At 58.3% G+C, this 25,776-nt stretch carries 17 protein-coding genes; all 17 read left to right on the forward strand.

What is annotated here, in order from left to right:
* The first annotated feature begins 19 nt into the window (after positions 1-19).
* The 17 genes from tssK (at position 20) to F8N44_RS29820 (ending at position 24,935) form a co-directional block, all read left to right on the forward strand.
* On the forward strand, positions 20-1,375 hold the full coding sequence (gene tssK / locus F8N44_RS29740) for a type VI secretion system baseplate subunit TssK (RefSeq protein WP_150652850.1): 1,356 nt from the start codon (positions 20-22) through the stop codon (positions 1,373-1,375).
* Positions 1,372-2,049: a type VI secretion system protein TssL, short form gene (gene tssL / locus F8N44_RS29745; protein WP_150652851.1), complete on the forward strand. Its 678-nt coding sequence runs from the start codon at positions 1,372-1,374 to the stop codon at positions 2,047-2,049. The genes tssK and tssL overlap by 4 nt, the downstream gene beginning before the upstream one ends.
* The gene (locus tag F8N44_RS29750; RefSeq protein WP_150652852.1) at positions 2,046-3,788 is read left to right on the forward strand and encodes an OmpA family protein; all 1,743 of its coding nucleotides are present in this window, start codon (positions 2,046-2,048) and stop codon (positions 3,786-3,788) included. Before tssL ends, F8N44_RS29750 begins: the two co-directional genes overlap by 4 nt.
* Positions 3,789-3,803: 15 nt before the next feature.
* Positions 3,804-4,295, forward strand: coding sequence for a type VI secretion system tube protein TssD (gene tssD, locus F8N44_RS29755; RefSeq protein ID WP_150652853.1), 492 nt, complete (start codon positions 3,804-3,806; stop codon positions 4,293-4,295).
* A gap of 154 nt (positions 4,296-4,449) precedes the next feature.
* On the forward strand, positions 4,450-7,098 hold the full coding sequence (gene tssH / locus F8N44_RS29760) for a type VI secretion system ATPase TssH (RefSeq protein WP_150652854.1): 2,649 nt from the start codon (positions 4,450-4,452) through the stop codon (positions 7,096-7,098).
* On the forward strand, positions 7,098-9,461 hold the full coding sequence (locus F8N44_RS29765; RefSeq protein ID WP_150652855.1) for a type VI secretion system Vgr family protein: 2,364 nt from the start codon (positions 7,098-7,100) through the stop codon (positions 9,459-9,461). Before tssH ends, F8N44_RS29765 begins: the two co-directional genes overlap by 1 nt.
* A 92-nt stretch (positions 9,462-9,553) precedes the next feature.
* Positions 9,554-12,034, forward strand: a complete 2,481-nt coding sequence (locus F8N44_RS29770; protein WP_150652856.1) for a hypothetical protein — start codon at positions 9,554-9,556, stop codon at positions 12,032-12,034.
* Positions 12,035-12,036: 2 nt separating this feature from the next.
* A complete protein-coding gene (locus tag F8N44_RS29775) occupies positions 12,037-13,365 on the forward strand; it encodes a hypothetical protein (protein ID WP_150652857.1) in 1,329 nt (442 codons plus the stop codon).
* Positions 13,366-13,448: 83 nt separating this feature from the next.
* Positions 13,449-13,712 (forward strand): PAAR domain-containing protein, encoded by a 264-nt coding sequence (locus F8N44_RS29780; RefSeq protein ID WP_150652858.1) that lies wholly within the window; start codon positions 13,449-13,451, stop codon positions 13,710-13,712.
* 86 nt (positions 13,713-13,798) lie between these two features.
* Complete coding sequence (locus F8N44_RS29785; RefSeq protein WP_318182867.1) at positions 13,799-14,950, forward strand: hypothetical protein; 1,152 nt, start codon at positions 13,799-13,801, stop codon at positions 14,948-14,950.
* 9 nt (positions 14,951-14,959) lie between these two features.
* A complete protein-coding gene (locus F8N44_RS29790; protein ID WP_150652859.1) occupies positions 14,960-18,313 on the forward strand; it encodes an ImcF-related family protein in 3,354 nt (1,117 codons plus the stop codon).
* Entirely contained in the window at positions 18,310-19,905 is a 1,596-nt protein-coding gene (tssA, locus tag F8N44_RS29795) for a type VI secretion system protein TssA (RefSeq protein WP_150652860.1), read from the forward strand. The genes F8N44_RS29790 and tssA overlap by 4 nt, the downstream gene beginning before the upstream one ends.
* A 24-nt stretch (positions 19,906-19,929) precedes the next feature.
* The gene (gene tssF / locus F8N44_RS29800; RefSeq protein WP_150652861.1) at positions 19,930-21,699 is read left to right on the forward strand and encodes a type VI secretion system baseplate subunit TssF; all 1,770 of its coding nucleotides are present in this window, start codon (positions 19,930-19,932) and stop codon (positions 21,697-21,699) included.
* Complete coding sequence (tssG, locus tag F8N44_RS29805; protein ID WP_150652862.1) at positions 21,663-22,760, forward strand: type VI secretion system baseplate subunit TssG; 1,098 nt, start codon at positions 21,663-21,665, stop codon at positions 22,758-22,760. The genes tssF and tssG overlap by 37 nt, the downstream gene beginning before the upstream one ends.
* Entirely contained in the window at positions 22,741-23,277 is a 537-nt protein-coding gene (gene tssJ, locus F8N44_RS29810; protein ID WP_150652863.1) for a type VI secretion system lipoprotein TssJ, read from the forward strand. Before tssG ends, tssJ begins: the two co-directional genes overlap by 20 nt.
* A 3-nt stretch (positions 23,278-23,280) precedes the next feature.
* The gene (tssE, locus tag F8N44_RS29815) at positions 23,281-23,721 is read left to right on the forward strand and encodes a type VI secretion system baseplate subunit TssE (protein WP_150652864.1); all 441 of its coding nucleotides are present in this window, start codon (positions 23,281-23,283) and stop codon (positions 23,719-23,721) included.
* A gap of 23 nt (positions 23,722-23,744) precedes the next feature.
* Entirely contained in the window at positions 23,745-24,935 is a 1,191-nt protein-coding gene (locus tag F8N44_RS29820) for a type VI secretion system ImpA family N-terminal domain-containing protein (protein WP_150652865.1), read from the forward strand.
* Positions 24,936-25,776 lie beyond the last annotated feature (841 nt).

The raw sequence follows: 25,776 nt of genomic DNA on the forward strand, positions 1-25,776 counted from the left end.
TTCGCAGGGAAATGATGTCATGAAGATCGACCGCCCCCTTTGGGCTGCGGGGGCATTGCTGTCTCCGCAACAATTCCAGCAGCAAGCGCGCTGGGAGGCCTGGGCTAATGAAAGTCTGGCCCACCTGTCTCTGATACATCCATGGGGTGTCCTGGGGGTGGCGTTCGACCTGGAAGCCCTGCGTTTGGGTAAGCTCAAGACCACTCAAGTGCGTGTGCGCATGCCAGACGGTACGTTGGTTGATACTGACCGTGTGGATCGGCTGCCGCCCGCCCTGGAGTTGGCCCGTCTGCTACCTGACGATGCCCAGAACGCTACGTTGTTGTTGGCGCTGCCACTGGAGCACGCCAATGGCAACAACTGTTTGTTCGACGGGGCCAGGGCCGAGCGGCCAACGCGCTATCGTCAGGATTGGCGGTCAGTGCAGGACCTCTACGCAGACGAAGTGCAATCGATGGGGGTACTGGAGCACGCCCTGACCCTGCGCCTGGCTGACGATGAGAATGCCGATTACCTGACGTGCCCGATCGTGCGTCTGGTGCGCGACGGGCAGGGTGCGTGGAGTCTCGATCCTGATTATGTGCCGCCGTTACTCAGCTTCGCGGCCCATCCGGGGCTGCTGACCCAGCTGGATAATCTGTTGACCCAGTTGTCCGCCAAGCGGCAACGGCTGATGGGCATGCGCCGCGAGAGCAATCAGCGCATGGCTGATTTTGCCGTGGCCGATGTGTCGTTGTTCTGGCTGCTCAACGCATTGAACACCTACCAACCGGTTTTGAGTGATCTCAAGGCGCATCCTGCGCGGCACCCCGAGCAGGTGTATCTGGAGTTGATCAAGCTGGCCGGCAGTCTGCTGACTTTTTCGCTGGAACACGATATCGACAAAATTCCTGCCTATCGGCATGAAGACCTGGAAAGCGTATTCCCACCCTTGATGCGCACCCTTTCGACCTTGCTGGAAGCCAGCCTGCCGTCGCGGGTTGTTGCGCTGGCACTGGAGGAAGTGGGGCCCAATCGCTGGAAAGTCACGCTCAACGATGCACGCCTGCGTGAGAGGGACGGGGCCGACTTCTACCTGTCAGTGCGTTGCCGTATGCCCGCGGCACAGTTGCAAAGTCAGTTCCCGCGCCTGTGCAAAGTCGGCACGCCGGACGATGTCGATCACCTGGTTAACGCTGCACTCGATGGTGTTCCGTTGTTGGTGCTCAGTCATGTGCCGGCAGCCATCCCGCTGCGCCTGGAGAACCAGTATTTCGCGCTTGATCTTGGTCATGCCAAGGGGCAAGCGATGCTGGCCGAAGGGACCTGCGCCTTTTATGTGCCGAGCACCTTGCTCGATATCAAACTTGAACTGTTTGCGGTACTGCGCACATGAACCTGGCCGCCTCGAAACAGACCGTCACCGCGCAGGACCTCGACGCGCTGCTGCAAGATATCTACCTGCTGGTCGTCGAGCTGCGCCAGGGGGCTTCGGTGCAAAACAGCCCGGACCTGTGGCACCACTGCGTAAGTAAAATTGAACAGATTCAACAGGCGCTCAAGGATGGCGCCGTCAATGCTCGCAGCATCGAGCTGATCAGCTATGCCCTGTGTGCTTTGCTGGATGAGACGGCCCTTGGCTGTGCCAAGCTTGAGGCTCATGCCAAGTGGGCCGGTGAGCCCTTGCAGGCCAAGTTTTTCAACGGTCATCAGGCCGGTGAGTTTTTGTATGAAGACATGCGCGAGGTGCTTGGCCAACCCTCACCCGATGTGCTGGTACTGACGGCATTCCAGCGGGTTTTGATGCTGGGCTTTCAGGGCCGATACCGCGATGTGAACGATCCTGAGCGTGAGCAACTGCTGGTTGCCTTGAATGCACAAGTCGCCCCTCTGTGGCTCAACCAGGCATTAACTACGCAAGACCGCGGCCATCGAATAAATCCCTTGCGCGGGCTGCATTCGCCACTGGTTCATTTTCTGGTAGCGGGTCTGTTGTTGGTGGGCGTTTGGTGGGGGCTGGATCACTGGCTGAGCGGTCTGGTCGCCGCACTTGTGCCGGGTCAGGCATGAGGGCAGTGACAACGCTGAAGCTGGCGCGAGGCCTCTGGCTGTGGGCCGGTGTACTCGCCCTGGCGCTGCTGGTGGTCATACCGCTCGATGGCTGGGTATGTGCAGTGGCTGCGCTGGTCGTTGTGATGGTGATCACCTGGGCCTGGATCCGAACGGGGCGTTATTTTACCCGCCAGGATCAGCGACTGATGTTGGCCGATAACACGCCTTTGCCACCGCCTGCCTACCGTCAGCCAGTGGTGTTGGTGTGCGGTGACGGTCTGAGCGGTCTATTTGGCGACGTGCCTGAACGGCAACTGGTTTTGCGCACCACGTCGCAGGGGTGCTATGTGCGTATACCCACTCTGGAGCAACTCGTGAGGGTGAGCTCAGGCATTCAAGCGTTGCGCCCGGATTGGGGAGGGCAGCTCAGCGTTATGTTCATCGTCAACCCGTGCGAGCACACCGACGCCGCAGAGCTGGCGGGTCAGGTGCGCGCCTTTTGCCATCAGGTCGCCTTGGTCCGCAAGCGTGGCATTGCGCTACCGATGTTGTTGGCGAGCTATCTGCAAGCCGCAAAAAGCGGAGGGGCCTGGTTCCGTTGGGCGGTCGGTCAGTCCAGCCCTCAGGTGCACGAAGCCGGCGCCTGCGTCAGTCTGGTCGACTGGCAACGGCAGGCCGCCGATGGCGCAACGTGTGCCGCACGGTTACGCAGTAGCGTGCAGCTAAGCAGCGCAGCGACGTGGCTGAAGGACGTCGTATTTGCGCACCTCGACCCCGATGCTGCCCGCGCTCCAGTGGTCTGCGCTATTGCCTTGGTGCCGGCTTTGCCCCAAGTCGTCGGTAATCTATGGCAACAAGGGTTACGTGAGAAGGTGGGGTTGCAGGATGCGGTGCAGCCACTGGTGGGGATGAGTCCCGCCTTGCCGTTTCCTGACCCCTTGCTCAATTTGTTGCCGCTACACACTCGGCGCTCCCCGGTTCTGTGGACGAGTGTTGTGGCGTTGTGGTTATTCGTGGCAGCCGCGGCCGTAGCCCTGGCCAGTTCAGCTTGGCAGAACAATTTGCTGTTGCGCCAAGTCAGTGATGATCTGCGGCGCTACACCGCTATGCCCCCGGCCGAACGGCGTGATCCGTCTCAATTCGCCTTGCGCGAAAACGCCATGGCCGTGCTGCGCCAAGACGCCAAGCGCCTGGACGATAACTACCGGCAGGGCGAACCGCTAGCGTTAGGTCTGGGCCTGTATCGCGGCGAATACCTACGGTTACCGCTGCTGGCGACCATTGCCCGCTATCGACCTTTAGTTGAAGCGCCAGCGCCTGCGTTAGTGAAAATCTCCACCCCGGTGCGACTGGACAGCCTGTCGCTGTTCAGTGCGGGCAGTTCCCAATTAAAACCAGACTCCACCAGAGTCCTGATTAATGCCCTGGTTGACATCAAAGCTCAGCCTGGCTGGCTGATCGTCATTGCCGGGCATACCGATCTCACGGGTAACCCAGAAAAAAATCTTGAGTTGTCCCGCGCCCGCGCTGCTTCGGTACGTGACTGGATGCAACGCATGGGCGATATCCCTGACAGCTGCTTCGCGGTTCAAGGCTTTGGCGCTAACCAGCCAGTGGCCAGTAATGACACCGCGGTCGGGCGTGCAGCCAACCGACGTGTCGATATCCGTCTGGTCCCGGCAGTGGGGGCTTGTGAGCGTCCCGCTCCGGGACTGGACCGCTTCACCCTGTCGCATCACGCGGCATTCAAATCTTGAGAAAAGGAGCTTTACATGGGAAATACAATCCACCTCTGGCTGGCAGACAGCGGCGGCACGCCGATCAAAGGTTCATCGACCGTAGAGGGGCGGGTGGGCAGTATCGAGTTAATTTCTCAGGATCACAGCTTGTTCCTTCCCACCGACGACCACACCGGCAAGGTAACAGGTACTCGCAGACATGAGCCGTTCGCGTTCACCAAGAAAATCGATGCCTCCAGCCCCTACCTGTACAAGGCGGTGACCAGTGGGCAGACCTTAAAGAGCGCCGAGTTCAAGTGGTACTGCGTAAATGAGGCCGGCAACGAAGCCGAGTACTTCATTACCAAACTGGAAGACGTCAAAGTCGTGAAAGTTGCGTCGAAAATGCACGACATCAAAGACCCAGACAACAAGATGCAAACCTATCTCGAACACGTTGAGTTGAGCTACGAGAATATCCTCTGGACCTTTGTGGAAGGCAAAATCGAACATGAGGATTCCTGGAGTCAACGCACCAAACTCTGACGCAATAAACCCGTAGACGGTCGTCCGTCTGCGGGTTTGCGGTGTGCTGGGTTGAGCGTCCGTGCGCGGGCGTTCAGCCAAACACATCGAGTTGCACGCTCTCTGCACTTTCCGTTGGCGATACGCCAAATCTACAGAGTAAGGATGTCGTTCCATGGAACAGAACCCCAACCGTTTGCTTCGCCGTCTCAACCCTTATTGTGCCAAGGCACTGAGCGCGGCGGCATCCTTGTGCCAGAGTCGTGCCCATGGAGTGATCAGCATTGAGCACTGGTTGCTCAAGTTGCTGGAGCAGGGCGAGGGTGATCTGGCGCTTATCGCACGCCGCTACGAATGGGACCTGGATACGATTTGGCGCGGACTGCTCGAGCATTTGGACACGTTGCCGCGTAGTGTGCAAAGCAAGCCTCAGTTGTGTGGCAAGTTGCAGCAACTGATCAAGAACGCCTGGCTGCAGGCGTCGCTGGATGCCAACAACGACTCCCTGCGGTCGGCCCACCTGCTCGGCGCACTGTTGGAAACACCCAGCCTGCTTGCGTGCGAAGCCGCCTGGCAGTTACTCAGTCTCAGCGAGGCAGAGTTACAACGTTTGTTCGTGCTGCTCGATCAACGCTCCGAAGAGCGGCCACACAGACAGCAGGAAGCTGCGCTGGAGATCATCAAGGCCCCGGTTCCATACCAAACTGACCCATCAGACGCCTTACAAGTCGTTCTGGACAAGTTTACCCATGACCTCACCGCCAAAGCACAGGCAGGGCAGATCGACCCGGTATTCGGTCGGGACGATGAAATCCGTCAGGTCATCGACATCCTCAGTCGTCGACGCAAAAACAACCCGATTCTGGTCGGTGAACCTGGGGTCGGCAAAACCGCCTTGGTCGAAGGTCTGGCGTTACGCGTCGCCGAGGGTAATGTTCCCGACAGTCTCAAGTCGGTCAGTGTACGCACCCTCGATCTGGGGCTATTGCAAGCCGGTGCCGGGGTCAAAGGTGAGTTTGAGCAGCGCCTGAAAAACGTCATCGACGCCGTGCAGCAATCGGCCAACCCGGTGCTGCTGTTTATCGACGAAGCCCACACCTTGATCGGCGCCGGAAACCAGGCCGGCGGTGCTGACGCGGCAAACTTGCTCAAGCCTGCCTTGGCGCGTGGCGAGTTGCGGACCATCGCTGCCACCACCTGGAGCGAATACAAACAGTATTTTGAACGCGATGCCGCCCTGGAGCGACGCTTCCAGATGGTCAAAGTCGATGAGCCAGATGACGCCAATGCCTGTCTGATGCTGCGTGGACTCAAGGCACGTTATGCCAGCCACCACGGCGTACACATTCAGGATGCCGCGGTACAGGCAGCGGTCACCCTCTCGCGCCGCTATCTAACGGGCCGCCAATTGCCGGATAAAGCCGTCGACCTGCTCGACACCGCCAGCGCACGGGTGCGTATGAGCCTCGACTGCGAACCCCAACCGCTGGTTCGTCTCAAGGCCCGGCAGACGGCTCTGGAGTTGGAACGTTGTGCGTTGGAAGAAGATCAGCAACTGAGCGGCAGCGCCGCTGGCGAGCGCTTGGCGATCATCGCCGCACAGCATGCTGATCTGCACCGCGAGCAATTGGAGCTTGAAGAGCAATACCGACATGAACTCGACCTGACCCAGCGACTGCTCGATGCCCGCCAGGCCGAACCGCCACAGATGTCCACCTGCCTGCAACTGCAACAACAACTGAGTGATGCCCAGAACAATCAGCCATTGCTGTCCCTGGACGTCAACGCCCGCAGCGTCGCCGAAGTGATCGCCGACTGGACCGGTGTGCCCCTGGGCAGTTTGCTCAAAGACGAGCACGCCAACCTGCTGGAACTGGAACAACAACTGGGTGCGCAGGTGATCGGCCAGGATCACGCCCTTGGCGCCTTGGCCCAGCGCCTGCGTGCCGCCAAGACCGGCCTGACAGACGAGAAAGCGCCACTGGGCGTGTTCCTGCTGGTAGGCACCAGCGGCGTCGGCAAGACCGAAACCGCTCTGGCCTTGGCCGACAAACTGTTTGGTGGTGAAAAATCGCTGATCACCATCAACCTCTCGGAATACCAGGAAGCCCACACAGTCAGCCAACTCAAAGGCTCGCCGCCTGGCTACGTAGGCTACGGTCAGGGCGGTGTGCTCACCGAAGCTGTGCGTCAACGCCCCTACAGCGTGGTGCTGCTCGACGAAGTAGAGAAAGCGCACCGCGATGTTCTCAACCTGTTTTACCAAGTCTTCGACCGTGGCTGCATGCGTGACGGTGAAGGGCGGGAAATCGACTTTCGCAACACCGTCATTCTCATGACCTCCAACCTCGGCAGTGATGAACTGCAAGCTTGCCTGCAAGAGTTCCCGGGCGCGTCGGACAGCACCCTGCACGAGTTGCTGCACCCGATCCTGCGGGAACACTTCCAGCCCGCTTTGCTGGCACGTTTCCAGACCCTGATTTATCGCCCTCTGCAAGCCGACGCCCTCAAACGCATCGTCGCGATCAAACTCGCCCAGGTTGCCAAGCGTTTGCAGCGTCACTACGGGCTGGATTGTCAGATCGACGCTGGGCTCAACGAGGCGCTGGTCGCCGCCTGTCTACTGCCTGATACGGGGGCGCGCAACATCGACAGCCTGCTTAATCAACAAATCCTGCCGGTGCTCAGCCAGCAGCTACTGCAACGCCAGGCCGCCCGGCAGAAAACCCACGGTGTGACCCTGGGCTACAACGACGAGGAAGGCATCCTCCTGCATTTCATCGACGCCCAAGACGCGACAATGTCCGCCGTCATGGAGGCCTGATGGGTACCTTCTTCGACCACCAGCGATACACGCTTAGTGTTCGCGACGTTGACGCGCCGCTCGACGTTCTGACCTTTCAGGGCGCCGAGGGCCTGAGCCAGACGTTCAACTACCGCATCGAGTTCACTTGCATCGACGGCGACATCGGTGCTGAAAAAATGCTCGGTCAAGACGCCAGTTTTAGCTTGTATGGCGCACCACAACAGCGGTTCATCGCCGGCCTTAATGTGCCGCCGGTTAAACCGCTACGCGTACTGCATGGGGTTGTCACCGGGTTCAAACGCCTGTCCAGTTCGATCGATGAAACCCGCTACGAACTCACCCTTGAACCACGCCTGGCGTTGCTCGACCGGGGCCGACAGTCGCGCATCTACCAGCACCAATCGGTGCCCGAGATCGTCGACAGCATTCTGCGTAGCCGCCACGATTTTGAAGGGCAGGACTTTGTCTTCACCCTGCAACGCGACTACCCCAAGCGCGAACAGGTCATGCAGTACGGCGAAAGCGATTTGGCTTTTATCTCCCGCCTGCTGGCCGAGGTCGGCATCTGGTACCGCTTTACCCGCGACGAACGCCTGAGTCTCGAGGTAGTGGAATTTCACGACCACCAGCGCTACTACCAGTTCGACGTTGAGCTGCCATACCAGCCGCAGTCCGGGCTGAGCAGCAGCGGGCAAGACGGCGTGTGGGCCTTGCAATCCAGCCATCAGGTGGTCGAGCAGCAAGTCAACTTCCGGGCCTATAACCACCGTGCAGCCAACGCTTACCTGGACGGCACTGTTGACCAGACCCGTGGCGCGAGCGGCACCTACGGTGAGGCCTATCACTACGCCGAACCCTACACCGCCCTCGGCGACGCCTTTGACCAGCACGACGACCTGCAAAGCGAAAGCGGCTATTTTTACGCCCGCCTGTGCCATGAACGTTATCTCAATGGCCAGACCCAATTGAACGGGATCAGTAGCAGCGCCACCCTGGCCCCCGGCCAAGTGCTCACTATCAGCGGTGGCGCCCCCCAGGCCTTCATCCCCCGTTCGGTGATCACCCACGTGACCACCCACGGCGCCCGTGGCCGTCACTTCGAAGTCAGCTTTCAGGCCATTCCCTACTCGGAAAGCGTGTGTTTTCGACCGCCGTTGCAAAACAAACCGCAAATCTCCGGCACCGTACCGGCGCGCGTCACCAGTCCGCAGGCACACGATCCTTATGGTCACATCGACATTGAGGGGCGTTACAAAGTCAACTTCCTGTTCGACCGCGACAGCTGGAAGCCCGGTCAAGAAAGCCTGTGGCTACGCCTGGCTCGACCCTATGCGGGCGACACCCACGGCCTGCACTTGCCGTTGATTCCCGGTACCGAAGTGGCAGTAGCCTTTGAACAAGGCGACCCGGACCGCCCCTACATCGCCCACGCCCTGCACGACAGCCAGCGCCCCGACCACGTGACCTTGCGCAACTACAAACGCAATGTGCTGCGCACCCCGGCCAACAACAAACTGCGCATGGACGACACGCGGGGCCAGGAGCACGTCAAGCTCAGTACAGAGCACAGTGGCAAGAGCCAGCTCAACCTGGGGCATATTGTCGATGGCCAGCGCCAGCCGCGAGGCCAGGGTGTCGAGTTGCGCAGCGATGGGCATGCCGCTATTCGGGCTGGCAGTGGCGTTTTTATCAGTGCGGATGCGCAGCCCGGTGCTCAGGGGCAGATGCTGGAAATGAGCGACGCCCTGCGCCGCTTGCAACAGGCTGGCGATCAGTTGGAAGGGCTATCGGTCGATGCCCAATCTTCAAATGCCGATCCGGCAGATGTGCAGGCGCAACTGGCGTTTATGCGTGACCAGATCGATCAACTCAAGGCCTCGATTGTATTGCTTAGCGCCCCCCAGGGCATCGCCCTGACCAGCGGCCAACACCTGCAACTAGCAGCAAAGAACAACCTGATGATCAATGCCGGTGGCGAGGCTGATATCAGCGTGGTCAAGCGGCTGTTCATGGGCGTGGGCCAGGGATTAAGCCTGTTTGTGCGCAAACTGGGCATCAAGTTGATCGCCAACCAGGGGCCGGTGAGTGTCCAGGCACAAAACGACACGCTGGAACTGATGGCCCGCCATGGCTTGGAGATCCTCAGTACCGAAGATGAAATCCGCATCGTCGCGAAAAAGAAAATCACCCTGAATGCCGGGGGCAGTTACATCACCCTCGACGCGTGCCGTATCGAGTCTGGCACCCAGGGGGATTACAACGTCAAGTCTGCACACTTCGATTATCTGGGACCAGCACAACAAGTACTGGATATGCCACAGCCACCTCAATTAACCGAGCATAAATCTAAGTCTCTAGGACTTATGGATTTCTCTGGCTGATCCCTTTGTAAAACCAGGAGTGCATTTCCCCATGACCCGCTTGTTCTCTCAGTTTTTTAATCTCTTCAGCAGTGACCGAGGGGCACCGACTTATGTCTGATGTGCCGGAAGCGCTGCAACCGCTGAAAAGCTGGAGTCATCCCTTTAAGGATACAAATAACCCGCTGTTGCAGTTGACTCAATTAGCTAAGGCGAAGGCGGGCTTCTATCCAATAGGCACCAGTGGTCTATGCCACGGCGGCGTGCATTTCGACAGCGGTACTGCCGGTGCTCTGGATCAATCCAGCGTGCATTGCTTGGCCGATGGTGAAGTGGTGGCTTATCGCATCGACGAGCACTCGCCGAAGACGACCTATTTCATCGAGACAGGGACCGTGCAAAAGCCCTTCTCATGTAATTTCGTGCTGGTACGCCACCGTCTTCAGCCACCGAAGATTGAGGGCAGCCCGGACGTGCCGCCCAGCCTGACTTTCTACAGTCTGTACATGCACTTGCAGGATTGGGCGGTGTATCACGATGACGTGACTATTGCTCGGCCCGCGTTCTGGCCCGAGGGGGAGACCCGTCGGGTCAAGGCGACAGTGACAGATGTACACCCAGGCCATTCTGGACAGCAAGGCTTGAACGTGCGTAACCAAGCGCACCTGGGCAAGGTGATTGGCTTTCTGCAGCGTGGCGCGGAAGTGACCGTTAGCGGTGACGGTCATTACCGCAAGCTGGAGAACACCAACGGGCCAGACGTTCTAAAAGAGGCTGATGGTTCGTTGCGCGGCTACCTTTCCATCCACTATTTAGTGCCCATCGCTGGGGGCGAGTATCGGGTGAATGGCAATCCCTCGCTCCGTGTCCATGCTGAAGCGAGCGTTAGCAGTGCCACTATTACAGAGCTGCCAAATGGCACAGAAGTGACGATCAGTGGCGAAGGTGAGTGTCGTAAGCTGGTACGAGTAAACCAGTACGTTTACTTCAATTCGCTGGAGGGCGCGCAGGAACCAATGGCAGATCGTATCGTGGTGCTTGATCAGCCCGTAGCCATCAAGGCGGGTGACTTGATCGGTCACATCGGTGATTACCAAGACAGTGGTGCAGAGCAGCCCGAGAAGAAGTTGCACGTTGAAGTGTTCAGCGGCGATGACGTGGAAGACTTCATCAAGGACAGCCGTGACTGGGCGCAGCGGCTACCCGCCGACAGCAAAACCTGGCTGAAGCTTGCCAAGGGCACTGCTGTGGTGGCGCATCAGGCTTGTTTCAGCGCTACACAGCCGCCCACCTTGAGCGCCGCTCACACGCCGAGTGCTACTGACCTCTTGGTGCCCAAGAGTTTGCTCGATGGCTTGTCTGCCGAGAGCAAAATCGCTATCCCGGCTACGAGTGAGCGCAAAGCCTGCAACTGGTACCGCCTTCAAGGGTTGCTCAATGATGCAGATAACACGCTGCCCGACGGCTGGGTGCGCGAAGAAGTGAGCGTCACGCCTTGGGTCAGTCCCTGGTCATGGGAGGGCTACGACGTCATCTTCAATTACGACACCCCACGGCAGGCGTTGGCATCTTTTCTTCGCGCTGTTAAGCGCTTCAGTGACGAGCAACTCGAACGCCATGGCCCCTTGGCCGATGCGTCGGACAAAGGTTCGATGAAGACTCGTCTGTACGACATCATCAAGCGTAACCATGATGGAACCATAACCGCTGAAGAGCTGAAACACGCGATAGGCATTCCGGCCTACGCACAGTCGCTTTCGCAACTGATCATCTATTACGAAAGCGAGTGGCACCACACGTCGCAGAAGTGGGATGCGCTGGACGATGTACTGGGCCATAGCGGCTCGACCCCGCACCTGAACTGGGTGGCGGAGAAAGAGCGGATCAAGCAAATCAGTTGGTGGGGTGAAGTGGCGGAGAAGGTTGGGCTGCCGTTGGATGGGGAGGTGTATCACTTTCATCCGGTGGGGTTAGTGGTGGGAATGTCTACTTTTCGGCGGATGAGTGATTTGATTGTACGCCAGGGTCAAGTTACTTTCGATGCTGAAGGGAACGATATCCCGAACAGCCCATATTTTAGTCGACGTTTACATTGGCCGGGAGGGGCATCGGGCGTGACGCTGGGACGCGGTTACGATATGCGCCATAGAACACGCAGTGGGGTATGTGCGGATCTAATTGCGGCTGGTGTGGATGCTGTTTCTGCTGAAAATTTCTCTCGTGGTGCTGGTCTATCCGATCAAGTTGCGCGTGATTTCGTGAGTGCGAATAGAGATGGGTTTGGAGAGATTTCAAAGCAAGCACAGCGTATCTTGTTTGAAGATATAGTGTATCCACGGTATGTGGTGGCAGCGCAGCAGCGGTACAGTTCTATCGTTACGCCAGGCTCAATAGCATGGGAGGAACTTAATGATAGGGTGAGAGATGTAGCAGTTGATCTGACTTATCAGCAGGGTAGTATTTGGGAAAGGCAAATTCCATATGTTTCCGTGAATGATCGGAGTAGGTTTGCGCAATATATTCAAGATACTCCGGAGCTAGTGCGGTATGAGCTGGGTCGAAATAGAGTACGATACCTGAGGGGTGGAGATTAAAGATGAAATATGGGGCGTGCTTTTTTTTACTGGCTTTATTTATGCCAGCACTGGTTTCAGGTCAGGAGAATTATTTAGCCCGAGAGGTCAGTGAAGGGGGCGGGGATTCTGGATTTTTATGGTCTGGAGACTATCTGAAAAACAGTGATCTGTGTACCTCGCCAAGCAGTGGTGGATCTTGTAGCAATCAGTTTAGTGATCGATTGAAAATTGAGCCGGCACATCAAGGTTATCTGGTTGAGTTGTACAGTACGCAAGCAGATCAGCATGTCTGTTCTTTTTCGGTCTCGATGAATCTTGTGAATGGAATGCTTGTTTACAAGACTAAATTCGGGGATGTGTTCATACGGAAAAAAGGGCGATCATTAGAGATTTCATCGGGTGGGATTGACCCGACAGCCCTTGGGCTTGGTGTATGTGGAGCACATGCAGATATTGATGGTCTAGCATTTCCTTTAACTAGTAGGGTATCTGAAGAATCTCCAAAGGAAAGAACACTGAGTCGTGTCGTCGACTTTCAGTATGACGACCCGGTGGCTGGGAGGTATTCTACTCTAACAATACTAAGCGGTGGTAAAGTCGTACGGATTCTACGTGGAGGTACTCATAATGGAGGGACATTCGAGCGACAGGATCCGCCGAATCTATCACCAGACGGTAATTTTGTATTATTGAGCCAGATTGAATCGGGCGAAGTGGAAGTTTCTAATAATACATTTGTGCCCCATGAGGTCGCCTACTGTGATCTGGTATACGTACATAGTGGCTGCATTGTAGCAAGGGAAACAGGTGAGTTTTGTGGTGGTGCCTTCTCCCGAGACGGTAGATGGGACAACTCTCTATATCCGGATTTTAACTTGACTGCTGCGATCCCCAGAGTTAGTACCTACGCAGAAGGTAAGATGGAGATTACAGATTCTCCTGGTAGTTCTCTTGAGAATTTGCTGGTATGTGATCCTCCTCGCGATGTCAATAGAAAGACGTACAGTGACATGCTGCAGTTGCTGGAGCGTGACGGCGATACGAGTAATGTTGCAAAATTGAAAACAGTTATGAATACAGCAAGCATTCGTTCAGCCGAAGAAGGTTCCTCTCCAGCAACGAAAGCCAACGATGTGAAAGTAAAGTCGGTGATTTCCGAAAAGGCTTACCTGTATCGATCACCGTTATTGTCCGATAAAACTGCTTCGTATCTGATACGGGGTGACGTTGTGTCCGTGCTCTCAAATACAAATAACTCCTTCGTAAAGTTCCGCTATACACAAAAAAACGGAGCAGTGATCGAAAAGTGGATTCGGTGTGAAGATGTTGATTCTTGTGGACCCAAGTAGCGAATGTCTCTTTTTATATGTTGTGGTCAACAGAACGTGTCGCTGCGCAGGGAAATTGGCCGTTATTTTAGTAGAGATAAGTCATGAAAGGCATCATTCGTATCGGCGACAAAACCACTAGCGGTGGCACCGTTCTATCGGGCTCCACCGCCATGGTTTTCAAAGGCATTGGTGCGGCTCGCCAGGGTGACCCGGTGAGCTGCCCGATTCCAGGTCATGGCCGAACGGTGATTGCCGAGGGGCACCCGACGTTTCACGACAATGGTCTTCCCGTAGCGTTTCACGGGCATCGCTGTGCTTGCGGTTGCACCTTGATTTCGTCGCTGCCCGAAGCGAGCGCGAGCTAGCCATGCCGATTAGATTAGATCAAGTCCCTGCTCTAGCTCCGCGGCCTGGGCGGCCGAAGGGTTGGCTTTGGCTCGGTGCATTACCGTTGCTGCTTTTGCTGTTGGGTGTGGGTGGGACGTTTTTGTTCGCCACTCCAACGTTGCGCCAACACCTTGTGAGTTTCTGGGAGCTGGCCTTGGGTGTACCGCTCTTGGGTTGGGGGCTGCTGAGTTTCGGGCGTGTTTTGCTGTATTTCGGTCAACAGCAGGTCGCCGATGGGTGGGATAAGGCCCGTGAAGAGGATTTGACCCGGAAAATCCGTCGCGCCCGACGCTCTCAACAAGTATTGGCGGTGAGTCTGCACACGGCCTTACGAGAGCCAGGGGCGTCGTCGGTAACACAACTGCATGCCTTGCTCGAGGGGGTCAAGGCGCTCAAGGCGCAACCGTCCAGGCGTGACCAAACTGTGTTGCGCCATAGCCGTGTCGCGGGTGATACGGATGAAGTTCCGGAGCTGGCGTTGCATCGGTTATTGACGCAAGTGCTTGCCGATCTGTCGCCAACCTTGACGCAGATACCCGACGCTACGCCGTTGGCCTTGTTGTTGGAGATTGATAGTGCTTTGCCGGAGAAGGTGTTGCAGCGGGTATGGCAACAGATATGGCGCGAGTCCGGCATCCGCCAGTCGACAGTGCCTGTCGAGGGTAACGGTTTGGTGGCTTTGGATCAGTGGCTCGACCGGCGTATTCGTGATCAGGCGATGCTGTTGGTAGTGTCGTCACAGTTTGCGCCACAGCAGCCTGAAGGGACGGCTGAAGCGGCCGTCGGACTGCTGTTTGGCAACCGAATGACGCAAACCGTCTTGCCCCCAATGGCCTACCTGCATCGTCCGGAGCAGGAGCGCGAGCCGACCACCGATGCCTTGCTCTATGTCGCCCGCCAAGCCTTGGACTGGGTGCCGTTGGATGCGCAATCCATCGAGCAGACTTGGCGAGTGGGGGTTGATGCGCAACGTGATGCTGCATTGACCACAGTCTTGGCTGAAGTGCCTATCCCGTCGAAGCATAACCAAGGGTTTTATGACTTGGATAGCGCGTTAGGACACCCGGGCAAAGCAGCACCGTGGCTGGCGATTGCCACCGCAACGCAGGCCATTCAATGCGGCGCTGGGCCGCAGTTCATTTTTAGCGGGGGCGGCTGTGTTGATACAGGGCTCTGGGGCACGGTCTTGACGCCTGTGTCATCGCTCTCGAAGTAGGAATTTCAAATGCAGTTTCGACGTGTTGTGTGGTTGGCGGTTCTGGTCGTCGTGCTGTTGTTGATCGGTACGGTTCTGGGTGTATTGATTTTGCGTTACCCAGAGTTGTTTGGATTTAGATCTGGTAGTGACCACCAAACGACAGGATTGTGGGTGATAGCTGTTACGACCTTGCTCTTGGTGATGTGTGTCGGTGGCTACCATTTGTTGGGGCATCGGTTGGGAGGCTCGGCTTACCGTCGGCAGGAGGCGGATGATGTACCCCAGTCTGCGCAAGCTAGCCACCCTGAGTCCCGTGATGCTCAGGCTGCTTTGATCAATTCGATTAAGGCCCACCTACGCAACCACCACTCCGTCTTCTGGCGCCGCAAAGTCCGCCTGCTGCTGGTCATCGGCGAACCCGACCAGATCGAGGCCATCGCTCCGGGGTTGTCCAAAAAACTCTGGCGGGAAAGCCAAGGCACCGTCCTGCTATGGGGCGGCAGCGCCCAGTCGACGCTGGATCAGTCATTCCCTGAACAATGGGCTGGACTGAGCCGCTGGCGTGCGCTGGACGGGGTGGTCTGGGCGCTGAATAAACCCCAGGCTGCGGATGCCGCCGCGATAGGGGTGGGCGTGAGCCAGTTGCAAAATTTGGCCCGTGGCTTGGGCTGGGAGTTGCCGTTGTACCTGTGGCAGGTCTGCGACAGTGAATGGTCGCAGGACTCACGTGAAAGCCGTCCGGTGGGTTGCTTGTTGCCTGCACGTTTCACGGCGGCGGCATTGGAAAACGCTCTGAGTGGTTTGCTGCTGCCTTTACGTCGCGAGGGCCTGGCGCAGATGAGCGATGTGTTGAGTCATGACTTCCTGCTGCGCCTGTCCCGGGATTTGCAGGACGGTGGCATTGCTCGTTGGCGTCAGACGCTGGCGCCTTTGTCCGGCGTGTTTGCCCGTGGCGTGCCGTTGCGGGGGGTGTGGTTCAGCTTGCCGGTGCTGGCCACTCAACAGGGTTTGGCTGCTGTGTGGCGCGGCGTGGTTGCCGATAGCGCCAAAGTGCGCCGATTGGGCTGGAGCGCTCCGCGCATCGGTTATGCGCTGGTGCTGGGGATGGCACTGGTGTGGGGCGCGGGGCTGTTGCTGTCGTTTGTCAGTAACCGCACGCAGATCGCCCGGGTAGATACCGCGTTGGCGACGTTGCAGCAACCGGGCAGCGGCGATGCGCAACTGCGCGCGCTCAATGATCTGGTGCGCGAACTTGCGCGTCTGGATTACCGCGCGGAACACGGCGTGCCCTGGTATCAGCGTTTTGGTTTGAACCAGAATCAAGGCCTGCTCGATGCGTTATGGCCACGCTATGTCGAGGCCAACAACCGCTTGATCCGTGACCCGGCGGCGGCCCATTTACAGCGCCAGCTCAATGCCTTGATCAGCCTGCCACCGGGCAGTGCGCAACGGGCCGAGCGAGCTCAGAGCGCCCACGAACAATTGAAGGCTTATCTGATGATGGCGCGGCCGCAAAAAGCCGACGCCGCCTTTCTGGCCAAAGCCCTGGGCAACGCCGAGCCGGTGCGCGACGGTGTGTCGCCGGGGCTCTGGCAAGGCCTGGCGCCGAACCTGTGGCAGTTCTACGGTGAACACCTGACGGCGCATCCGGGCTGGCGCATCGAGGCCGACCCGACGCTGGTTGCCCAGACCCGGCAGGTGCTGCTTGGTCAGTTGGGGCAGCGTAATGCCGAAGGCAGTCTGTACCAGCAACTCCTCGACACCAGCGCCAATCACTACCCGGCGTTGGGCTTGCAAGACATGGTGGGTGATACCGAGGCGAAGGCGCTGTTCGCCACCACCGCTGAGGTGCCAGGCGTATTCACCCGCCAGGCCTGGGAGGGCCTGGTGCAGCAGAGGATTGACGAGATTGCTGAGGCGCGGCGTGAGGAAATCGACTGGGTGCTCAGCGACAATCAAGCCAACATTGCCGACGAGCTGACCCCGGACATGCTCAAGGCGCACCTCACCGAGCGCTACTTTCAAGATTACGCCAGCGCCTGGTTGGGCTTTCTCAACAGCCTGCACGGGCGCCGGGCCGAGAGCCTGGGCGAGGTGATCGACCAGTTGACGCTGATGAGCGATGTGCGCCAGTCGCCGCTGATCGCGCTCATGAACACCCTGGCCTATCAGGGGCAGGCCGGTGCTCGTCACCAGGCCTTGGCGGACTCGCTGATGAAGTCCGCCCAAAAGCTGATCGGCCAGGACAAGCTGCCAGTGATTGACCCACGAACACTAGAACCGCGCAGCCCGTTGGACGCCACCTTCGGTCCGTTATTGACCTTGCTGGGCAAAGACGCTGAGGGCCAGGGCGGTAACGACAGCCTGAGCCTGCAAGCGTTTCTGACCCGAGTGACGCGGGTGCGTTTGAAACTGCAGCAAGTGAGTAGCGCGTCTGATCCGCAGGAAATGACTGAAGCATTGGCGCAGACGGTGTTCCAGGGCAAAAGCGTGGACCTGACGGACACCCAGTCCTATGGCAGCCTGATCGCCGCGAGCCTGGGGGCGGAGTGGGGCGGGGTCGGGCAAACCCTCTTCGTGCAACCGCTGGAACAAGCCTGGCAGCGGGTCTTGCAGCCCTCGGCGGCGGGACTCAATAGCCAGTGGCAGCGCGGCATCGTGCGTGAATGGCAGAGCGCGTTTGCCGAGCGCTACCCCTTTGTCGACACCGCCAGCGACGCTTCGCTGCCCATGCTGGGGCAGATGATTCGCGCGGATTCGGGGCGCATCGAGCAGTTTTTGCAGAGCCAACTGAGCGGCGTATTGCGCAAGGAAGGCAACCGCTGGGTGGCCGATCCGCACCATAGCCAGGGCTTGCGTTTCAATCCGCAGTTTTTGGCTGCGATCAACCAGCTCAGTCAGTTAGCCGACGTGATCTACACCGACGGCGGCATGGGCCTGAGCTTCGAGTTGCAGGGCAAACCGGCGCGTGATGTGGTGCAAACCACCTTCATCCTCAATGGTGAGGAACACCAGTACTTCAACCAGCGAGAGTTCTGGCAGCGTTTCAGTTGGCCGGGCCGCAGTGACCATCCGGGGGCCAGCCTGAGCTGGACCAGCGTGCGCACCGATGAGCGTCTGTTTGGTGACTACCAGGGGACCTGGGGCCTGATCCGCTTGCTGGAGAAAGCCAAAGTTACCGCTTTGGACGATGGCGACAGCCGCTATCGCCTGGACATCAAGGCCCCCGATGGCCTGGACCTGACCTGGTACCTGCGCACCGAACTGGGCGCCGGGCCGCTGGCCTTGCTCAAGCTGCGCAACTTCAGATTGCCGCACCAGATCTTCCTCAGCGAGGGCGCCGCCTCAGTGGCCGATGCCCAGAACGGGAGCCCTGAATGAGCCTGCAGAGCTTGATTACCCAGTGCCTGGGTGAACGCGACGCGGTGGCTCTGGCCCGCAGCCAGGCTGAACGCTGGTTGCCGTGGCTGCAACCTGTCAGCGACGACTCGCCCGTCGGCGAAGACCCAGGTTATGACGATGACTTCCAGCGCATGCGTGAGGAGGTCAACAAGCTGTCCGGAGCGGACACCGAACGCGTGATTCAACTGGCAGAAAAGTTGCTCACCCACACTTGCAAAGACCTGCGGGTGGGCACCTATTACCTGTGGGCACGCTTGCACAAGGACGGTGAGGCCGGGCTGGCTGAAGGGTTGACCTTGTTGGCCGCGTTGCTGGAGCGTTATGCCGCCCAGGTGCTGCCGGCGCGGCCCAATAGCCGCAAGATGGCCCTGGAATGGCTGGCCAGCAGCAAGGTGTTGGACAGCCTGTCGCTGTACCCCGAGGTGGTGCGCAGCGAGGCCGAAGCAACCGTGGCGGCGCTGGCGTGGCTAGAGCAAGGGCTTGAGGCCTGGCCGCAGGATCAGCGTCCGGCCCTGGGGGCGTTGTATGGCGCGTTGTCCGCTCGGTTGGCGCGGTCTGGCGGGGTCAATGCGCTGGTGCCGCAGCACAGCGCCAGTCATGAGTTGAATGTGCAAAATACACAAACAGCGGTGCCGAGCGCCATGGTCATCAAGTCTGGGCGTGATCTGCTGGACAGCGGCCGGGTACTGGCGGGTTATTTACGTGAGCAACCCCAGGGCTGGCTGGCAGCCCACCGATTGATGAAGAGCTTACGCTGGGACACCTTGCATCAGGCACCGCCTCTGGCCGCCAATGGCCATACACGCCTGGAATCGCCCCGTGGCGAGTACCGGGCGCAACTCCAACGCTTGTACCTGCAACAGAGTTGGACTGAACTGCTGGATCTGGCCGAGAGGATGTACGCCGAGGCGGTGAACCATTTCTGGCTGGATTTGCAGTGGTACCTGTATCAGGCGCTGAGCAAACAAACCTTGCCACAAAATGATTGGGCGGACATCGTCAAACGTGACCTGGGCATGTTCATTGAGCGCTTGCCGGGCCTGGAGCTGTTGAACTGGAGTGACGGAACCCCCTTCGCCGACCAGACCACCCGCGACTGGATCACCCAGCACGTCAGCGGTAATCGTGCGCAGCAATGGTTACCGGAACCGAAGGTGGTGGTCTCCACTGGGCACGCTGAAATTCTGTCGTTGGAGGGTGAAGCCCTGGCCCTGGCCGACAGTGACGGCGTAGAGGCGGCGCTTGCCTGGCTGGCTGCCCGGCCCGACGTGCAGACCGGGCGCCAGCGTTGGCTGTTGCGCCTGTTGATGGCGCGAGTGGCTGAGCAATACGCCAAGAGTGACCTGGCCATGCACCTGCTCGGCGAACTGGATGCCAGCGCCCAGCACCATGCCCTGGCCGCCTGGGAGCCGGAGCTGAATTTTGAGGTCAAGGCACGCCTGCTCAAGCTGTTGCGTTTGAAAGCACAGCGCAACGATACCGACAAACCCACCCTGGCTCGGCGTACCGAGGTGTTGCTGGCGGCGTTGGTGGCCATTGACCCGGTTCGTGCTGCGGTGCTGTGCGGCTAACTCTCAATCATCAGGACTATCTGTGTGAGCATGGAAAATTTGACACTGCGCTACTTCGACGCCGAGATGCGTTACCTGCGCGAGGCCGGGAAAGAGTTCGCTGAAGCGTTCCCCGACCGGGCAGCCCAGCTTAACCTGGACAAGCCGGGCGCACAGGACCCGTATGTGGAGCGCCTGTTCGAAGGATTTGCGTTCTTGATGGGGCGCTTACGCGAAAAGCTTGACGATGACTTGCCGGAGCTGACCGAAGGGCTGGTCAGTTTGCTGTGGCCACATTACCTGCGCACTATTCCCTCGCTGTCGGTGGTGGAACTGATCCCCGAACTCGCGCAAATGAAAGTTGGCGAGTTGATTGGCCAAGGGTTTGAGGTGTTGTCGCAGCCCATCGGCACGCAGCGCACACGCTGCCGCTACACCACCACCCAGGACCTGATGTTGCAACCGTTGGCGCTGGAGTCGGTACGACTGGCCTACGAGCCGGATGGCCGCTCGTTGTTGCGACTGCGTTTTGCCTGCGGTGCGTTGACGGATTGGAGCCAGATTGACCTGAGTCGCCTGCCGTTGTACCTCAATGGCGACGCGCCGCTGGCCAGCGCCTTGCACCAGGCGCTGACGCTCAACACTCAGGCACTGTATGTGCGCCTGGCGGGACAACAAGAGCGTTATGAGCTGGACGGCCATTTCGCGCCCAAGGGGTTCGCGGATGAAGACCGTCTGTGGCCCAAGGGTGACAGTGCTTTCAGCGGTTATCAGTTGCTGCTGGAGTACTTCAGCTTTCGCGAGAAGTTCATGTTTGTGACGCTTTGTGGTCTGGAGCAACTGAGCATCGCTGCCGGTACGCCCTGGTTCGAACTGGACGTGGTGCTGCATGAGGCATGGCCGCGCGAGTTCAGTGTGAGCAGCGAGCATATTCGTCTGCATGCCGTGCCGGTGATCAATCTGTTTGCGCTGGAGGCCGACCCGCTGACCCTGGCGCCGTTGCAAACGGATTATCTGCTGCGCCCCATGCGTCTGCAGGACGGCCATACCGAAATCTATTCAGTGGACCGGGTCTCCTCCTCAAAGAACGCCGTGCGTCACGACTATGTGCCGTTCACCAGTTTTCGCCACAAGGGCGGCATGCTTCGCGACGATGCTCCCGAACGTTATTTTCATACCCGTTTGAAGCGCTCTGCCAAGGGCTTGCATGACACCTGGCTGATTCTGGGCGGTGATGGATTCGACAAAGACCGATTGCACGGCAGCGAAAGCTTGTCGTTGCGCTTGACCGGCACCCATGGACTGTTACCGCGCAAGGCGCTGCAAAGCACCTTGCTCGACACCGTGGTGCAATCCACTCAGGTCGGCCTGCAGGTACGCAACCTGTGTGCCCCCAGCTTGCCTTGTTACCCGCCAAACTATGATCGCTTTCATTGGCGGGTGCTTAGCCATTTGGGTTCGAACTTCTTGCCGATGCTCGATAGCGCGCAAGTCCTGCGTGGCACCTTGGCATTGTACGACTGGACCGATAGCGAGCTGAACCGGCGTCGGTTGGAAGCGATTGTCGAGGTTCGCCATCACCTGGTGCAGCGTTTCGAAAAAGGCTTTTTGCTGCGCGGAGTGGATATCGAAGTCACGCTGGATGCCAATGGTTTTTCCGGGGAGGGCGACATCAGTCTGTTTGGCGAGATGCTCCACCGCTTCTTTGGCCTGTATGCCGACATTCATTTATTCAACCAGCTCACGCTGATCTTGCAACCTACTGGAAAGTGCCTGCGATGGAACGAGAACCACAGTCAGCGTATTCCCGGCTAAAAGCCGCCGGATTACTGGACGCGCTGCAAGGGCGGGTCGCCGAGGCCAACCTGTACCGTTTCTGTCAGTTGCTGGAACAGGCTTTGCCCAATCACCCGCCCTTGGGGAGCACCGCGCACCCGGCGGATGACCCGGTGCGTTTTCGGCCCGACCCGGGTATGGGGTTCCCCGTGAGCGAGTTGAAGGCGATTGAAACCGACGAAGAGCATCCCGAGCGTCCGGCGACGGTACGCACTCGCCTGTTGGGCTTGTACGGCGTTGACTCGCCGATGCCGACAAGTTTCCTGGACGATATCGCTCAGCGTCGCGAAGGCCATGAAGCTCTTGAAGCGTTCCTGGATATTTTTAATCACCGGATCTTCACTCAGTTCTACCGTATCTGGCGTAAGTACTCTTACCCGGCGACATTCGAAGCGGGCGGCACCGATGCGACTTCGCAATGCCTGCTGGGGTTGATTGGTCTCGGAATTCCCGGCACCGCCCAGCAGATCGCTACGCCGATATCGCGCTTCCTGGCGCTGCTCAGCGTGATGCGTCTGCCCACCCGCAACGCTGAAGGCATCATCGCGCTGGTCAAACTGCTGGCCCCCAACACCCAGACCCGAGTGACCCCGCACTGGCCACAGAAAGTGGCCTTGACGCACCCGGCGAGCCTGTCCCGAAATCGACCGGTGAGCCTGTCTCAGGGCACGCCTCTGGGCAGCGTCGGGCAGGACGCCAACAGTCAGTTGCACCTGGCGTTGTTCACCGAGGACCTGAACGAAGCGCGTGGCTGGTTGCCCGGCAGCCAGTTGCACAACGACTTGCTGGTGTTGCTGCGGGTGTACCTGGGCTGGCGTTGTACCGCGAAATTGCAGCTGTCGCTGCCGATAAATAGCCTGCCCAAACCGGTGCTGGGCGGTGCGACAGTGCTGCTGGGGATGACCGGTGTCTTGGGTTTGGGCGGTGAGGCCTGGCAGGTCGCAGAACACGAAACCATCACCATCAATCTAGGCCGATACCAAGGTCTTCACAGTAACCCGCAAGACCATGAGGCCCAGCATGTCGCGTACCGTTTTTAATGTGTTAAGCGTAGCAATGCTTGGCGCGCTGCTGGGGGGCTGCGGCGTGACCCAGTCCGTCAGTGACGCCACCACGTCCACGGCCAAGGCCATTTTCTATAAACAAGTGAAAACCCTGCATTTGGACTTTACCGGCCGAGCGGCACTGAACACTGACGTGGCAGACATGAGTGGTTTATCTGTACCGACCATGGTTCGGGTTTACCAACTGCGCGACAACAAGGCGGTGAAAAAAACCACGTATGACAGTGTGCTGAGCGATAGCGACAGCGTGCTACGCACCGACTTGCTGGCGCAGCGAACCCTGGTGGTAAAACCGGGGGAGGGGGCGCAACTGGACGTCCTCCTGGATAAAGATGCCCGGTTTGTCGCGGTGGTGGCGCTGTTTCGTACGCCCGATACCCAGAAAAATACCTGGCGTCTGATGTTGAGCCGAGATGAGCTGGACCCGGATCAGGCGCGAGTCATCGAGCTGGGCAACAACCAACTGATCCTGCACGCCTTGGCAAAGGAATAACCCGTGAGTGAGTTGAGCCCTTCGCTCTATGAAATCCTCCTGCAGAATTTCGACGGTGAACTGGACCTGTACCGTGTCCGGGAAGAGGACCAGCACATCCTGTCGGTGCTGGACAATCTGCAACGCATTCTTAATAGCCGGGCGGGGACACTCAGTCACCTGCCGGATTATGGTTTGCCGGATATGGGGTTGATTTTGCAAGGGATGCCGGGGGCCGCGCATGAGTTGATGGGAACCCTGGTCGATACCTTACTCAAGTACGAGCCTAGATTGTCGACGATGAGCATTGAACTGCTACCACAGAGCCTGCCGGGTCATCTGGAATACACACTTGACGCGCAACTGAAAGGGGGCGAGCGGGTGACCTTCGGCACGACCCTGGCGCCCGAGGGGAAAGTGTTGGTGCGTCACCTGAGGCGGCAGAACTATCTGTCTATGCCGTAAACCCGTAAAGGAAAGGAAGCTGGATGACGGCGTTATTTGAAATGCGTATACGAGTCGGCGGTGACCCGCGCGACTTTGGCGAGTTTACGGCACTGCGTGACGAGCTGAGCAAACTGACTCATCCGGCATGTCCGGATATCGACTGGGCCAAGGTGGAGCAGTTGTGCCTGACGTTATTCCACGAGAATGGAGCAGATCTGCAAACCGCCGTCTCCTATGCCCTGGCGCGTAGCCAGCGCTATGGTCTGGAAGGCATGGCGCAAGGGGTGGCGTTGATTGAGGCACTTTGCAACGAATGGTCACGGGTGTGGCCGCCAATGGCCTCGGTCCGCCTGGATATCTTGGCCTGGTTGTTCGCCCAACTGCAGCCGTTGCTGCGCAGCCAAGAGATAAGCCCACGCACGGTGCCAGCCCTTACGCATTTGGATAATGAACTCACGCGATTTAACGTACAGTTGGAGCGTCAGACACAAATCCCCCTGGTTATGTTGCAGGCGCTACGTCATCAGGTGTGCGGCCTGCTGCAACGCCTGGAACGAAACCTTTACTTGGGTGAAACACTGCCGCAACCCCGAAGGATACCGGAACCGTTGTTTGCGACGCCGGTGATGATTTTGCCCGCTCGGCCTATGCCAGAAGTGCCCACGGCATCCCCGCAGACCAAGCGACTGCGTATCGCCAAATGGCTGTTTGCCGTGGCTGCGACAATCGCACTGGTCAGTGGCTTTTTGTGGCGGGACTGGTTGGCTGATCCAGACAAACGCTTTGTTCAACTGGTCCAGCAAGAACACCGAAAACCCGATCCGGTACGTTTGGACAGTCTGTCACTGTTCGATGCTGGCAGTTCCGAACTCAAGCCGGGCTCGACCAAAGTGCTGATCAAGGCCTTGGTCAACATCAAAGCCCAGCCAGGCTGGTTGATCGTTATAGTCGGGCATACCGACAACTCGGGAGATGCCCAGCAGAATCTTCAACTGTCCTATGCCCGCGCCTTGGCCGTGCGTAATTGGATGCAGCGCATGGGCGATATTCCCGACAGTTGCTTCGCCGTGCAGGGTGCCGCAGGTAGCCAGTCGATTGGCGATAACGCTACTGCTTCGGGGCGCGCGGCCAATCGTCGGGTGGATATCCAGCTGGTGCCGCGGGCAGGTGTTTGTGAGCAGGCTGCTGTGGCGGCGTCGTTATCGACGGGGCGTAATCAAGTGTATCGCTAAAGTAAGAGCCTAATTCAGTCGAGGCGCCATGTTACCCCCGCCGATGATAATGCTCCCACGCTTGGTTTCCCCAAAATCCCACCACCAACGGCAACCGCGGGATCACCAGAGTATGCCAACGGATCGGCGTCGTGCTGGCCGTCACCGTGGCGCACATTGATATTCTGCTTTATGCATTGCAACGGAAAAATAGCGGTTGATTACTCGCGAGTACCCCATAGGACGATACAGTCTGAGCGATGAATGTAGAGCTGTTGCACTGGAGAGCGCTTCGTCAGCTTGTGGCGGGTGACAGCTTTAGACGGCTGGTGAAGCGTTCTACCAGTGCAACGGTAGGATTGATAGGCAGGCTCCGGGTATGACAACGGACGCTGACTTCGGTAGGGGCTGGATTACCTGGCTTCGTAGTCGCCGAGTCAAAAAGGTGAATGATTTTGTACGTGAAGGCGGACAAATGGAGGCTTTCGCCGGCTCTCGTTATTCCGCTGGGTCGAAAAGGGTATTTGCCCTTCCACCCCATCACTCTCGGAAACGGAAGTCCACTTCTTAAGCCCCCTCAGCAGAATGCATTGTGCGCTACCTATATCCAATCACCGGCAATAGCAGTACCACGGCAGGTGGCAGGCTGATGATTAAAACGGGCGCCCGTGCAGGCAAGCGATTGAATACGAAAATATTGGATAGAGACTTCTAAAGTTCAAATGAGTTGAACGTTCTCTGTCTCTGCCGAAGTTTCTATTACTACGTCGTCAAAGGTTCACAAATGATCAACAAACGGCTTCGCTTTCTCATTGTTGATGAGCGTCACATCAATTGCATGCTCATAGAAAAATATTTAAAC

Source organism: Pseudomonas fluorescens, from assembly GCF_902497745.1.
Taxonomy (GTDB): domain Bacteria; phylum Pseudomonadota; class Gammaproteobacteria; order Pseudomonadales; family Pseudomonadaceae; genus Aquipseudomonas; species Aquipseudomonas fluorescens_BM.

Coding starts and splice junctions, on each gene's coding strand:
- tssJ (WP_150652863.1), top strand. CDS start 22,741: ATGTCGCGTACCGTTTTTAATGTGTTAAGCGTAGCAATGCTTGGCGCG.
- F8N44_RS29750 (WP_150652852.1), top strand. CDS start 2,046: ATGAGGGCAGTGACAACGCTGAAGCTGGCGCGAGGCCTCTGGCTGTGG.
- tssA (WP_150652860.1), top strand. CDS start 18,310: ATGAGCCTGCAGAGCTTGATTACCCAGTGCCTGGGTGAACGCGACGCG.
- tssK (WP_150652850.1), top strand. CDS start 20: ATGAAGATCGACCGCCCCCTTTGGGCTGCGGGGGCATTGCTGTCTCCG.
- F8N44_RS29780 (WP_150652858.1), top strand. CDS start 13,449: ATGAAAGGCATCATTCGTATCGGCGACAAAACCACTAGCGGTGGCACC.
- tssG (WP_150652862.1), top strand. CDS start 21,663: ATGGAACGAGAACCACAGTCAGCGTATTCCCGGCTAAAAGCCGCCGGA.
- tssH (WP_150652854.1), top strand. CDS start 4,450: ATGGAACAGAACCCCAACCGTTTGCTTCGCCGTCTCAACCCTTATTGT.
- F8N44_RS29775 (WP_150652857.1), top strand. CDS start 12,037: ATGAAATATGGGGCGTGCTTTTTTTTACTGGCTTTATTTATGCCAGCA.
- tssL (WP_150652851.1), top strand. CDS start 1,372: ATGAACCTGGCCGCCTCGAAACAGACCGTCACCGCGCAGGACCTCGAC.
- F8N44_RS29820 (WP_150652865.1), top strand. CDS start 23,745: ATGACGGCGTTATTTGAAATGCGTATACGAGTCGGCGGTGACCCGCGC.
- F8N44_RS29790 (WP_150652859.1), top strand. CDS start 14,960: ATGCAGTTTCGACGTGTTGTGTGGTTGGCGGTTCTGGTCGTCGTGCTG.
- tssD (WP_150652853.1), top strand. CDS start 3,804: ATGGGAAATACAATCCACCTCTGGCTGGCAGACAGCGGCGGCACGCCG.
- F8N44_RS29765 (WP_150652855.1), top strand. CDS start 7,098: ATGGGTACCTTCTTCGACCACCAGCGATACACGCTTAGTGTTCGCGAC.
- F8N44_RS29770 (WP_150652856.1), top strand. CDS start 9,554: ATGTCTGATGTGCCGGAAGCGCTGCAACCGCTGAAAAGCTGGAGTCAT.